This is a genomic window from Saprospiraceae bacterium, from assembly GCA_016713025.1.
Lineage (GTDB): Bacteria > Bacteroidota > Bacteroidia > Chitinophagales > Saprospiraceae > OLB9.
In genome coordinates this window covers 4,104,105-4,118,525 of the sequence record JADJPZ010000004.1, presented here as the reverse complement: position 1 = coordinate 4,118,525, position 14,421 = coordinate 4,104,105, and the positions used below count along the sequence as shown (strand labels likewise).

Here is a 14,421-nt window from a genome sequence, read left to right as displayed (position 1 = left end):
GCGATGGACCACAACAGATACGCGTGGAGTAATCTGTTTGAACGCAAACCTTTGGTATGGCCTCATCAAGCCAAAGTGGCACTAATGATCACAATTCCTGTGGAGTTTTTTCCGCTCAATCCAACAGGAAAACCATTTAAAGCTCCCGGTAGTATGGTGACGGCTTATCCTGACTTTCGACACTATACGACCAGAGACTATGGCAACAGAGTGGGTATCTTCCGGTTGTTGAAAGTGCTCGACGAGTTCAATCTAAAAGCAAATTTTGCCGTCAATAGCGAAGTTGCTGCAAGATATCCGAATCTCATAGAAGAAATCTTAAAAAATGGTCATGAAATCATTGCGCATGGTGTTGATATGGACGAACTTCATTATGGCGGAATGGATAACGCGCATGAAGCATATTTGGTAGAAAAATCAATGGATACTTTACGAAAAATTTCTGGTCAAAAGATTCAAGGATGGATGTCTCCTGCTTATTCTGAATCATTTGAAACACCGGATCTGGTCAAAAAATATGGGTGTACCTTTTTATGCGACTGGTCTAATGATGATATGCCATATATCATGGATACTGCTCATGGCAGCATTGTAGCTATGCCGGTATCTCAGGAGATATCTGACCGTCAGATTATCATCAATTATCATCAGACAGAAGATAGTTTTGAGCAGCAGGTATGTGATCAGTTGGACACCTTGGCTGATGAAGCGCATCAATATGGAGGCAGGTTGCTTAGTCTTACGTTGACACCATATATTTCGGGATTGCCTTTCCGCATTTCAACGATCAGAAATATTTTGCAGTACACAAAACAAAAGTCGGTCATCAACTTGACTGGCTCCGAAATAACAGAAATTTTTAGTTCACAGATTTAATACCATAAAAACCATGTATCATAGCTTAGAAAATAAAGTCGCAGTTATCACAGGCTCAGGTCGCAAAGGTGGTATCGGAGAGGCCATAGCTTATCAACTTGCCGGCGAACAATGCCACATTGTGCTTTCCGACATTGGTGTTACTAAAGGAGAAAATTTTGGCAAGGACCATATAGGTACATCTGATGAAATGGAAGCTATAGCCAATGATCTCAGAGAAAAATTTGGTGTGAAAGTATTGTGTGTAGCCTGTGATGTCAGATCAGAAAGTGAAGTGGAAAGCATGATGCATCAGGCTGTTTTTCAGTTGGGAAAGATCGACATCCTTGTTAATAATGCCGGTGTAGGATATATCATGGAGCCATTTACTGAATTTAAAGAAAGCAGTTGGGATACAGTACTTGACGTCAATCTCAAAGGAGCATTTTTGTGCTCTAAGCACGCAGCCATAGCCATGATAAATTCTGGAAAAGGAGGCTCCATCATAAACATAGCCAGCCAGGCGGCAAAATCCGGATTTCCTTTTGCTGCTGCCTATACCGCATCAAAACACGGATTGGTAGGGTTGACAAGATCAAATGCCGTGGAATTGGGCAAATATGGGATCAGGGTCAATGCCGTCTGTCCCAATCACATCACGACGGGTCTGGGACACTGGCAAAACAAATTTTTCAGCGATAAACTCGGAATGGATTATGATACCTATCTTCAGGCTATAGTGGACAAAAATCCTTTGGGACGAACAGGGATGGTAGAAGATATTGCCAAAGCCGTAGCTTTTTTAGCATCTGACCAGGCCGCTTATATCAATGGAGAAGCCATGAATGTCAGCGGTGGTGAAGAGTATCACTGAAAAATGATGAGCCATCAAAGTAAATCAAAAATAATTGGTCAAACCTAAAGTTATTGTATGAAGCCTAAAACAGTGATGCTATGCATGATGATAATACTATCAGGATGCAACATTTTTAAACAATCAACTAGTAAAATGAGATCCATTGACTTGTTCAAAACTTATATCACCGGAGACTTTAATAATGATCGCCAGATAGCTGAAGAAATAAAATCAGGAAAACAATTGCACCCTAAAGCGGTACATGTCAACCGTATAGCAGATCACCGTATCTTAAATGCTCCGAAAGTTGATGGATTTTGGATCCTGGAAGAAAGTTACTACACAAAACCCGGGCAATCACAAGTTGAAGTGAAGCCTTATCTATTTTTATTTGAAGCTGCTGAAGATGGAAAAGTCAAACTTACTCCTTTTGCTTTGCCAAAAGATATGGATGTCAATCTTGTAAAAAACGACAATGCTTCATTGAAATTTGATTTTAATACCATCAGCCCTTCTCCATCATTCAAACCGGCATTTTATACGAGAAAAGATGATAAATTTTACATCAATGCTCCTAATGATTTGCCCAATGGGATGAAGTTTACCTTGATAGAAACCATATCATCTACACAACTCATTGTAATGGAATTGCTGGAGAAAGACGGAAAAAAACTTACTCCCTATGAAACACCAATAGTTTATGACAGGGTGAAATAGCCTGATTTTGTTGCTTCGGTTTGGATTTTTACGAATTTAGGACGTTTATTGGTTTGGATTTTTGCAAAAAATGGTGGGTTATTGGTTTGGATTTTTTAATTTTGGGAAGAATGCTTCAAAACCACCACGCCGAAGGTCCACTATTTTCATTGATGAGATAGGCTTTTTTGCGCAAAAAGCGTTGTATAGAAGATGGTCCCATCCTACTCCCGCCGATACCCGAATATTTGAATGAATTTTTTTCTCCGTCATGAACGATGGCTGTTAAGGCACATTCATTGATGCTGATGGCACCTGCATGTAATTGTGAAGCCACCTTCAAAGCTTCAGCGTTTGTGGCCGCAAACACGGCACCGCTAAGTCCGAAAATACTGTTGTTGGCCAGTTGTATCCCATCATCAACTGTGTCAAACGGCATGACGGGAATGATTGGGCCGAATGTTTCTTCGGTCATCACTTTCATATCATGATTGACATCCGTCAAAATGGTTGGCCTGCAATAATAGCCGCCATGGATCAACTGACAAGTTGCATTGCCTGAAATGATTTTAGCCCCTTTCTCCAATGCGTCCTTCAGGTGATCGTTGATGATGTTTACTTGCTGGAGAGAGATGACCGGACCTATCTGCCCTTTGTGGGGATCTTCTGTGGCTAATTGGATCTGATCTGTTTCTTTTTTGATTTTTTGGAGAAATTCCGTGTAAATATCGCGTTGAACATACACCCGTTCGACTGAAAGGCAAGAATGTCCGCAATTGACCGTACTACCCCATAATATCGATCTGGCAGCATGATCAATATTCGCTCCCGTCACCACAATGGCTGCATCCTTGCCACCTAATTCCAGAAAACATGGTTTAAATAGTGATGCTGCCTGTTGATATACTCTCTTTCCTGTGGCTACACTTCCTGTAAAACACGTAATATCGCCAGCTGCCACCAAAAGACTGCCTGTATGGCCTGCACCTTCTGTATAAAAAAGTACATCCCGAAGGTGAGGGGTCTGATCTATTGTTTTTTGAAGCACTTTGATAAAACGCGGCGTAATTTCTGACGGTTTTACTATGACAGCGCTGCCGGCCAGTAGTGCCGGAATGGTATCGATTATTGACAAGAGCAAAGGGAAATTCCAAGGGCTGATCACCGATACCAAACTATATGGCACATTGTCTTGCCTGATGCGAATCATTGGAACCTGTGACTGTTTTTCATTTTCCTGATTAAAAAAAGTACCTGCCCATTCTATCCATCTGGTTATGGTGGTCGGAAGCAGATTAAACTCCAGTACACTTTCAGGATATCTTCCCGTATCTACTGTCAATGCCTCTATGATATCCTCCTTAGCCGCAAGTACCTGTTCTTGCCATACTTTCAAAGCTGCTATCCGATGGTTGATTCCTTTATTATTCCATTCTACTTGTCCCATGCGCAGCCTATGAGTTTGCTTGATCAGCTCTTCTTCAGATAGCGGTCTTAACACATAATCTTCCAGTCCAGTGCGTGGGTTTCTTACGGGAATAATCATTCTTTATTTGATTTATCTTAAAACACTAAAAACCCAAGCGCATTTTCAATCACCTGATCCATTTTGGTCACATAGATGAATTCTACACCTTTGACATAATCAGCTGGTATTTGTTTCACATGACGACGATTTTCTTCACACAGCATGATCGTAGTGATGCCGGCCCTTCTTGCTGCAAGGACTTTTTCCTTAATACCACCGACAGGCAGTACTTTACCCCGGAGTGTGATCTCACCAGTCATGGCAAGATGCGATTTGACAGGTTTGGCTTTCAATGCTGATGTGAGTGCAGTCAACATGGTGATCCCAGCACTTGGACCATCTTTGGGTATGGCTCCTTCAGGTACATGGATGTGTATATCGGTGTTCTCAAAAATTTCAGCTTCTATACCCAGCGATGTACAATGGGCCTTAATGTAGGACAATGCTGTTGAAGCAGACTCTTTCATGACATCGCCAAGGTTGCCGGTGAGTACAAGTTTACCTTTGCCTTTACTGGTACTGGCCTCAATAAACAGTATATCTCCTCCCGTTCTGGTCCAGGCGAGTCCTACTGCTACTCCCGGCAGGTCTATCTTTGTGTATTGTTCGTTGTCAAATTTTACCGGACCTAAAGCTTCTCCTACTTCTTTTTCAGAGAGTTTGATGTTGTATTTTTCATTCATGGCCACTTTTTTGGCCACACTTCGCATCACCCCTGCTATGGTCCTGTCCAAAGATCTGACTCCTGATTCTCTGGTATATTTCTGGATGATATGTTGCAGAATCTGAGGGCTTAACACAGCTGCATTATCCTTCAATCCGTGTTCTTTCAATTGCTTTGGTACGAGATGTCTCTTTGAAATCTCCACTTTTTCTTCCAGTGAATATCCGCTGATCTCTATGATCTCCATTCTGTCTAACAAAGCAGGCTGGACAGTAGATAGAGAATTGGCTGTAGCAATAAAAAGTACTCTTGAAAGATCATAATCCAGATCAAGGTAATTGTCATGGAAGGTAGAATTTTGTTCGGGATCCAGCACTTCAAGCAAAGCTGAAGATGGGTCTCCGCGGAAATCTTTACCCAATTTGTCTATTTCGTCAAGTATAAATACAGGATTGGATGATTTTGCTTTTTTGATGGATTGGATGATCCTACCCGGCATAGCACCGATGTATGTCTTTCGATGTCCTCTTATTTCACTTTCATCATGCAGACCACCTAAAGACATGCGTATAAACTGACGGCCTAATGCTGTGGCTACTGATTTTCCCAGACTTGTCTTACCCACACCCGGAGGGCCTACCAGACAAATTATTGGTGCTTTCATATCACCTTTTAGTTTGAGTACAGCCAGGTGTTCTATGATTCTGTTTTTTACATCTTCCAGTCCGAAATGGTCTTTATCGAGTACAGATTTCACCTTCTTGAGATTAAAGACATCTTTTGTGACATCATCCCAAGGCAGATCGAGCATCAATTCAAGGTAATTAAGTATGACGCTATACTCTGCTATCTGAGGGTTGATTCTGCGGGCTTTGACAATCTCGCGATTAAAAGCTTCTTTGGCTTCAGCCGGCCATTTCTTTTTGTCAGCTTTCAGTTGAAGTTTATTGAGTTCTTCCTCCTGGGGATTACCGCCAAGTTCTTCCTGTATGGTTTTGAGTTGCTGGTTGAGAAAATACTCTTTTTGTTGTTTTTCGAGATCGCCCCTGACTCTTGATTCTATCTTGTCTTTTATTTGAAGTAACTGCAGCTCATTGTTCATGGCAGCCATGATCAGACCAGCCTTTTCCACATAATCATCCATAGCAAGAATTTCCTGTTTTTTATCCACTGCAAGGTTGATATTGGATGAGATAAAATTAAGAAGAAATCCATTATTTTTGATGTTGTTGAGCATCATGGTTGCTTCTGTCGGGATATTTGGAGATAACTCAATGATCTTTTTGGCATAATCTCTTATCGAAGATATCATGGCATTGAACTCCAGGTTTCTTGCCGGAATATGGTCTTCCAGCACTTCTACTTCTGCTTCCAGCATTTTTTCATTGTGGATAAAGGCCTTGGCTACAAATCTTTTCCTTCCCTGTAAAATAGCGGTAGTGCTTCCATCCGGCATTTTCAGAATTTTCATGATCCTGGCTATAGTTCCTACTCTATGCAGTCCATCAGGCGTGGGGTCTTCACTGTCTATACTTGTTTGTGTGATGACTCCTAAAAATTTATCTCCCTTATCGGCTTTTTGCAATGCTTTGATAGACTTATCTCTTCCTACTGTTATCGGGATGACGACGCCCGGAAAGAGTACTGTGTTTTTTAATGCCAGGACCGGCATAATATCTTTGTAGTCATCATCAAATTTAAGCTCGTCATCACCTATACTAAAGACAGGTATGACATCACCTTCTTCCTTCATATCGTCGAGCGCATATATATTTTTATCAAACATGAATTTTGGTTTATCTTGATAGTATGGAAAAGAGATTGTACAATATACATACCAAACGTAAAAATAGGGAATTTGGGTATCATTTTGTCCATTAATGTCATCAAAATTGACAAATTGACATGTATTTGCTGAAATTTAACTCCACAAGAGATACAATAAGGCTACTGCAGCCACTGTCATCAAGATGAAGGTTATACTGGCAATAAAATTGGATTTCCACCCATTTGTACATTTTTTCATTATTTTTTTGTTGTTACCGATATGCATAATCATAGCTATCAGTACAGGGGCAGTCAGACCATACAAAAACGTCTGCATAAATCAGTCCTTGGATGGGCGATATACCGATATAATTGAGCAGAAATCCAACCATCATTGCGCTTACGATGATCAGGTAGAATGGTTTTGCTTCATTGATAGTGAACAGAAAATATTGTGTGAAAAATTTAAATCACAAGTTATTAATTTTCAAATAATTGTGATTTTTAAATTTTGCAAATCATTTTCTTTTGGGTATAAGGTTTTGTCCTGTCCTTCATTGCAGCCAAATGATTCGCTCATTCCTCAAAGCGTGCACTGGATCAAACAAAAAGAAATTTCTGATCAATATTCCGATTTGGGATATATCCAACATTTATCCTTTTATTTTCCCTTCAAATACTTATCAAACCATCGCAATTGCTCCCACAACACATGTTCAATATTTTCCTTTGCAGAATAACCATGATCTTCATGGGGTAGCAATACGAGTCTGGCTGTGCCACCTGACCCACGCACAGCCTCATATAACACTTCGGACTGATATGTGAGCGTTCCCGGATTTGAATCATCGTTCCCGTGTATGATAAGTATAGGTTCATTTATCTTGTCAGCGAAAAAAGTGGGAGATAGCTGAATATAAACATCTCTTGCTTCAAACAGTGATCTCCTTTCAGATTGGAATCCAAAAGGCTGATTGGTTTTATTATACGAACCGCTGCGGGCTATACCGGCTTTGAATAGGTCAGAGTGTGCCAGAAGATTTGCAACCATCAATGCTCCATGGCTGTGACCTATCACTCCTATTCGTTCAGGATCGGCAACTCCCATTTCAACAGCTTTTTTTACTGCAGCTTCAGCATCAGCAACCAACTGTGGTACAAATGTATTGTAAGTAGTCTCAGGATCTCCTATCATTGGCATTGCAGTCTGATCCAGCACGGCATACCCCTGAAGCAGAAAAAACATATGTGAAGGGCCATATATACGCATAAATCGTTTATCTGAACCACTGACCTGACCGGCCTCACTGGCTCCTGAATATTCAAGAGGATATGCATACAAAACAGTTGGAACTCGTTGTCCTTCCACATAATTCGGTGGCAGATTCAATTGAAAACTGAGCTGCACACCATCATCACGCTGATATTTCACAATTTTTTTGGTTATTTTCCTTAGCTCAGGTGAAGAATCTGCAAAATTTGTTATCGGTTTTCTTATCAATTCCCGTTCTGCTTCACCGGCCTTGGCTTTTTCTTTTTTATTCCCAAATGTGCCGAGATAATAATTCGGAACATCAACTGTAGATTCTGACCTCAATATAATATTATTTTCATCTTCTGCAAAGCCTACAAAATATTCATATTTAATGGTATCACAACGGAATAATCTCTCTGATTTGCCGGTTCCCAATTCCTTGAGATCAAGAAATGGCCTGTTGCCCTTATCGGAAGCGCCACTGCCTGAGAAATATATAGATCCATTTTTTTCACGCATCACATACTGACCATTTGCCAATTGTTTAAAGAGAGGATTGCCCGGATTATTATAACTGTCATTTTGATTAAGGTCAAACCAAATTCTGGAAGTTCCTTTGTCCACATCGAGCAGCCATACATATACCCATCTTTTTTTTCTTTCCCATTGGGTAAGCATCAGCATGCCTTCTTTTTCACCCCAGCTTCCACTACCAACTATTCTGTGCTCAGCACGAAAAACTTCTTTTGCATTCCCTGTAAAAGGAGCTTCAAGACTCATCAGTTTGTCCCGGTGAGTCACTTCTGCTACCGGATTTCCGCCATCAAGAGCCTCTATCCAAAAAAGTGTATTGGGGGAAGTAGCTCTCCATCCAACTGAACGTGCACCCATGGGCACGCCTTGGACAGGAACAGCATCAGCTAATGGTATAGAAGCAACAGTTGATACTTTATTTCCATTTTTATCCCATATTTCTATTTCCTGGGCGAATCTCCAGTATGCAACTTCATTGGACCAAGGACCAACCAGTCTTTCAACTAAAATATAATTTCCACTTGGTGAAAATTCTACACCGGTATAAGGTGCTGAAGCTCCCAATACCTGATATGTTCCTTTTTCAGGATCGTATATCACTGGTTCCGAAGTAGCATAATAGGTAAATAATTCACCATCATGTGCTGTTTCTAAAAGGTTCCTTGACTCATAGGTTGATCTGGCTACAGCACCTTTACCTTCTTTTATCTCAGGTCCTTTAGGGATTGCAGGAGCAACAGGAGGGTTTCCTCTTTTAGGAATACGTAGCAGCAAAAGTTTTTTCTGATCCGGAAGCCATGTTACGGCAGTGCCAAGAAGTTTATTCAACCCTAAGCCTTTGACTTCTTTGATGTTACCTTTTATGTCTCCAATCCATAGTCCTATATGATCTTTATGATCTATAGAAAGAGCAAATCGTTGCCCGTCTACAGTCCATTTAACGTCTATCACTTCAGCATTTTGGGGTATACTTAAGGGAGTTATTACTTTATTTGTAATATTGAATATACGAGGTGAAGTACCTCCATGTTCACCATGATTTCCATTATTACGAGGATTGACCCTGATACCTGCCAGTTTAAGCATATCAGAAGCTAACTCTTCCAGCGGAGGATAAATAATGGGATCAGCCATGATCATATACTTACCTGTAGGTGATGTCCAAACTGCAGGTAGCAATGGTGCATTGAGAACATCCATGATTTCCTTCGGAGGCTTCTGCCAGGTATCATTTTCATTTATAGGTTTAGTTTTTACCTGAGATTGCACGTTGTTAATGAATGCAACTAAAATCAGCAGAACGAAAAGTATAATCTGTTTTTTCATTTTAACAGGAATTTTAAATTTTTTAATACTATTTTTTCCCACTTTGTTTTTACAAAAGCCAAATTCCAAAGATAAGTATAGATTTTTATTAAAATCAAATTTTTTAAACCTTTTCGACGAAATGGATTTTCTTTAAAAGTTTAAAACCAAAAAATGGTGCCTGAGTTATTTTTAAAATTTGTACATTTATACTTCCTGACAAGAAAGCAAAATGGTTGGTTAAATATAATTACCTTTATACCTAAAAATATAAAATGATAACCCATTTTCCTCTCAAAGTAAATAATTGTATTTTGCTTATTGTTGTATTACTCTTACTGACCATTCCCATGTCATCACAGGAGAATAAAGACAGTACAAAAGCTGTAAGTGCTCCCAAAACTTTTATCACTAACCATACTGGTGTTTTTGGAGGCAAAACTATTGTTTATAAAGCTACTGCAAAAGAAATACACCTTAAAAATGATAAAGGAGAGCCTGTTGCTTCCATTTGGTCAGTGGCTTATACACAGGAAGGAAATAAAGATATAACCAGGAGACCGGTATCCTTTGTATTCAATGGTGGTCCCGGATCAGCGTCACTATGGTTGCATATGGGAATGTTAGGACCTCAAATCGTCAAAACAGATTCTGATGCCCGCAAGGACGACGGTGCTGCACCGTATCAGCTTGTGGAAAACAAACACGGTTTACTAGATATCACAGATCTGGTATTCATTGACCCTGTGGGCACCGGATTCAGTGAAGTCATTGGCAAAGGCAAAAAAGAAGACTTTTGGGGATTGAACGAAGACGCGGCATCCATTGCCAAATTTATGCGGATGTGGGTGACTGAAAATAAACGGTGGTTTTCGCCCAAGTATATCATTGGAGAGAGTTTCGGGACTACACGCGCTGTTGCCATAGCCAATACCCTGGAAGGAGACGGGCAAAACATGGCATTGAATGGTTTGGTGCTCATCTCTCAGGCATTGGATTATGCCGGTTCTACTTCCATCAATGATAACATAACCTCATTTCTCACTTATTTACCATCAATGGCAGCCACAGCATGGTATCACAAAAAAGCAGGTCTTGGTCTAACTTTGGAGGCTTTTGTGGAAGAATGCCGGCAATTTACATACAATGTGTACGCTCCGGCACTATACAAGGGTAACTTGCTGACTGCTGCCGAAAAAAATGATGTTGCTGGAAGACTCGCTTATTTTACAGGCCTGGATAAAAATTATATCCTCCAGTCCAATCTGATGATCCTGATGCCCAGGTTCCAAAAACAACTCATAGCAGACAAGGGTTTGGCAATAGGCAGACTGGATGGTAGGTTTATGGGAGACGAAACTGACGACATCACCCAAACACCACACTTGGGCGACCCTGCCAGCTATCAGATAGAAAGTGCTTTTACAGCAGCGTTAAACCATTATTATGCTGAGGTGCTCAAGGTGACTATGGATCGACCCTACCTTACTTCCAATAACGAGATAGGTGAAAAATGGCGGTGGAGAACAGTACCTGATGGCAAGTACTGGGAACCCTGGCCTGTAAATGTGGCCCGTCAGTTAGGCGAGACGATGAGACGCAACACAGATTTGAAAGTGCTGGTCGCCAGTGGATATTACGATCTTATCTGCCCGTTTTTTGATACAGAATATACATTTGCAAGACACGGCATAGTAAAGGATCGCATCACAAAAACCTATTATGAAGCCGGGCATATGATGTATCTTCACGAGCCCGACCTCATCAAAATAGCAGCAGATGTGAGAAAATTTTTATCAGAATAGGGTTTGTATTTCTTTTTCCAAAAAAATAAAAATATCATGAATATTCATTTTAATTTCAGTTTTGTTATCCTCCTGGCTTCCTTGACGGTTTTCTGCAATTCCTGTAAACAACAATCAACATCCGATTCCTCCGGTTATTTTACTCCTAAAGAAAAGGGCTTGCAAACAGGTGGTGTAAAGGTCGTCCCGATCACTACTCCAAAAGGTACTTTTAATGTGTGGACAAAGACAATTGGTAACAACCCATCGACGAGACTCCTATTGCTCAATGGTGGGCCGGGGATGACCCATGAATATTTTGAATGTTTTGAAAGTTTCCTGCCGTCAGAAGGTATCGAAATCATTTATTACGATCAACTTGGGTGCGGGTTTTCTGACAATCCTAAAGATACTTCCATGTGGGATTTAGCAAGGTATGTAGATGAAGTAGAGCAGGTGAGAAAAGCCTTGAATCTTGGGAAAGAGAATTTTTATCTGCTTGGGCATTCGTGGGGCGGCATCCTATGTATGGAATATGCATTAAAATACCAGGAAAACCTGAAAGGTCTCATCATTTCCAATATGATGTCAGATGCTCCCGAGTATGGAAAATATGCGGATGATGTTCTGGCAAAATTGATGGACCCAAAAGTATTGGATACCATCAGGATGATAGAAGAAAGAGATGACTACACCAATCCAAAATATATGGAACTGCTTATGCCCAATTATTATGCTAAGCATATCCTAAGACTTCCCACTGATTCATGGCCTGAGCCTGTCAATCGTTCTTTTGGAAGACTTAACCCATCGCTATACGTGACGATGCAGGGACCGAGTGAGTTTGGCATTGCAGGTAAGCTTGAAACATGGTCAGTAAAAAACAGGTTAAAGGAAATTATTGTACCAACGTTAGTCATAGGTGCCCAGCATGACACCATGGACCCTGAGCATATGAAATGGATGGCCTCAGAAGTAAAAAAAGGAACGTATTTGTATTGCCAGAATGGAAGTCATATGTGTATGTATGATGATCAGGATACCTATTTTAAGGGATTGACAGAATTTTTGCTGAAAAAAATGTAAAACATTAAATCTAAATCCAAATTGATGTAAACAATCAACCGTTGCCTAAAAATTTTTACTGTTCTAATTAAAAGCCCATGGACAAATCATTAATATTATAAAGAAAAATCAGAAATATCTATTTCCTGTTCTAAATCAAAATCAACAATATAAAATGAAAAATTTAATCCTATACTTATGTTTTGGCCTTTTGGCAAACATCGTTTTTGCACAGAAAAAACTGCCGGAAGACATCGTTCAAAGCATTCAGAAACGCATCGAGTACGGCCATACGCCCAGCATTGTTGTGGGTATCATTGACAAAGATGGTCCTCATTACTATGCTTTCGGTAACAAAATCATCGGCGGACAGCCCGTCAATGAGCATACTATTTATGAAATCGGCTCCATCTCCAAAACATTTACGGCCCTCTTGCTGGCTCAAATGGTACAGGAAGGAAAGTTGAAAACCGATGATGCCGCCCAAAACTACCTCCCAGCGGTGGTAAAATTACCACTCAAAGAAGGCAAACAAATCACCTTGGGGCACTTGTCTGACCATACTTCCGGTCTGGCGCGTATGCCGACTAATTTTGCACCAAAAGACCCCGCCAACCCTTATGCTGATTACACCGTCGAACAGATGTATGATTTTCTGAACAATTATACTTTGACCCGGGACATTGGTTCAGCGATGGAATATTCTAATTTAGCTGTAGGGTTGTTGGGGCAAATCTTGTCTCTCAAGGAAGGAAAATCTTATGAAGAATTGATCATCACAAAAATAGCTTCGCCACTGGGTATGAAATCTACTAAAATTACCTTTGATAAACAAATGATCAAAAACCTTGCAATGGGTCACAGCAATGGCGCCAAGGTGTCAAATTGGGATATTCCAACCTTAGCCGGTGCCGGAGCCATTCGAAGTTCTCTTTATGATATGTTGCGGTATGTTGCTGCCAATATGGGGCTTCAAAAATCAAAATTGCAGGCGGCGATGCAACTTACCCATCAACCCCGACATGATAAAGCAGGCGGTGGCACCCGAGTCGGGCTGGGCTGGATTATTTCAAAAGGTGCGGAAGGCGACGTGATTTGGCACAATGGCGGCACAGGGGGCTATCGCACTTATGCAGGATTTGTTAAGGAGACAGGCAAAGGGGTAGTTGTACTGACGAACTCGGATAAGGGAGCAGATGATATTGGAATGCGCATACTCAATTCGGCAGCTAAGTTGATGGTAGTTAAAAAATCAGCATCAGCTGAGATTAAGAATGCTCTTGAAACACAAGGTATTGCCGGAGCATTGAAAACTTATGACGCATTAAAAAAGGACAAAGATACTTATGACTTTGCAGAGGACGGCTTCAATACACTGGGATATACCTACATGGGCGAAGGCAAAATAGCAGAAGCGCTGGCTGTGTTGAAAATAAATGTGGATGAATTTCCTAAATCTTTCAACGCTTATGACAGCTATGCCGAGGCATTGATGAAAGACGGGCAAAAAGAAGCAGCCATTGCTAATTACAAAAAATCACTCGAATTAAATCCAGGCAATACCAATGCGACGAATATGTTGGCAAAAATGGGTACCACCGAGTCCCAAAAATCGGTATATACATCAAGTTCTGATTCAATACGTATAGCTGAAATAGACAAAACCTTTTGGGCAGAGGTATCCCGCGCGGTAAAAGAAGGCGATTTTGAAGGCTACAAAGCCACTTGTCATGATAATGCTGTCCTGGTAACAACCTCAGGAAAAAACAAACAGTCTTATCCCATGACAGCCGCCCTGACACGATGGAAGCAGGGTTTTACCGACACAAAGGACGGAAAGCAGAAGGATAATGTGTCGTTTCGCTTTTCTCAAAGAATAGGTGATGAAACCACTGCTCATGAGACAGGCATTTTTTATTTTACTTCTCATGATGGTCAGGGCAAGCTCCTTTCTGAAGGATATACTCATCTGGAAGCATTATTAGTGAAGCAAAACGGCATCTGGCAGATATTGATGGAATATCAGAAAGCCAAAGCTACAAAGGAGGAATGGGACGCTTTGAAGTAAACCAAAAAACCTCAATATTTTTATCTTTCAAAAAAAAATCAATT

Annotated in this window: 9 protein-coding genes; 6 read left to right on the top strand and 3 right to left on the bottom strand. The window is 40.7% G+C overall.

What is annotated here, in order from left to right; genetic code table 11:
* Positions 1–3: 3 nt before the first annotated feature.
* From IPK35_23910 to IPK35_23900, 3 genes are all read left to right on the top strand, one after another.
* The gene (locus tag IPK35_23910; protein MBK8056230.1) at positions 4–876 is read left to right on the top strand and encodes a polysaccharide deacetylase family protein; all 873 of its coding nucleotides are present in this window, start codon (positions 4–6) and stop codon (positions 874–876) included.
* Positions 877–889: 13 nt separating this feature from the next.
* On the top strand, positions 890–1,729 hold the full coding sequence (locus IPK35_23905; protein MBK8056229.1) for an SDR family oxidoreductase: 840 nt from the start codon (positions 890–892) through the stop codon (positions 1,727–1,729).
* Positions 1,730–1,864: 135 nt separating this feature from the next.
* Entirely contained in the window at positions 1,865–2,428 is a 564-nt protein-coding gene (locus IPK35_23900) for a hypothetical protein (protein MBK8056228.1), read from the top strand.
* Between the two features lie 115 nt (positions 2,429–2,543).
* Here the strand turns inward: IPK35_23900 and IPK35_23895 are convergent, their stop codons facing one another.
* From IPK35_23895 to IPK35_23885, 3 genes are all read right to left on the bottom strand, one after another.
* Positions 2,544–3,953 (bottom strand): aldehyde dehydrogenase family protein, encoded by a 1,410-nt coding sequence (locus IPK35_23895; GenBank protein ID MBK8056227.1) that lies wholly within the window; start codon positions 3,951–3,953, stop codon positions 2,544–2,546.
* Positions 3,954–3,970: 17 nt separating this feature from the next.
* Complete coding sequence (lon, locus tag IPK35_23890) at positions 3,971–6,385, bottom strand: endopeptidase La (GenBank protein MBK8056226.1); 2,415 nt, start codon at positions 6,383–6,385, stop codon at positions 3,971–3,973.
* 642 nt (positions 6,386–7,027) lie between these two features.
* A complete protein-coding gene (locus IPK35_23885) occupies positions 7,028–9,481 on the bottom strand; it encodes a S9 family peptidase (GenBank protein MBK8056225.1) in 2,454 nt (817 codons plus the stop codon).
* Between the two features lie 254 nt (positions 9,482–9,735).
* On the opposite strand from IPK35_23885, the gene IPK35_23880 reads away from it, so the two are divergent.
* From IPK35_23880 to IPK35_23870, 3 genes are all read left to right on the top strand, one after another.
* On the top strand, positions 9,736–11,265 hold the full coding sequence (locus tag IPK35_23880) for a peptidase S10 (GenBank protein MBK8056224.1): 1,530 nt from the start codon (positions 9,736–9,738) through the stop codon (positions 11,263–11,265).
* Between the two features lie 36 nt (positions 11,266–11,301).
* On the top strand, positions 11,302–12,330 hold the full coding sequence (locus tag IPK35_23875) for a proline iminopeptidase-family hydrolase (GenBank protein ID MBK8056223.1): 1,029 nt from the start codon (positions 11,302–11,304) through the stop codon (positions 12,328–12,330).
* Between the two features lie 154 nt (positions 12,331–12,484).
* Positions 12,485–14,377: a serine hydrolase gene (locus IPK35_23870; protein ID MBK8056222.1), complete on the top strand. Its 1,893-nt coding sequence runs from the start codon at positions 12,485–12,487 to the stop codon at positions 14,375–14,377.
* Positions 14,378–14,421: the final 44 nt, after the last annotated feature.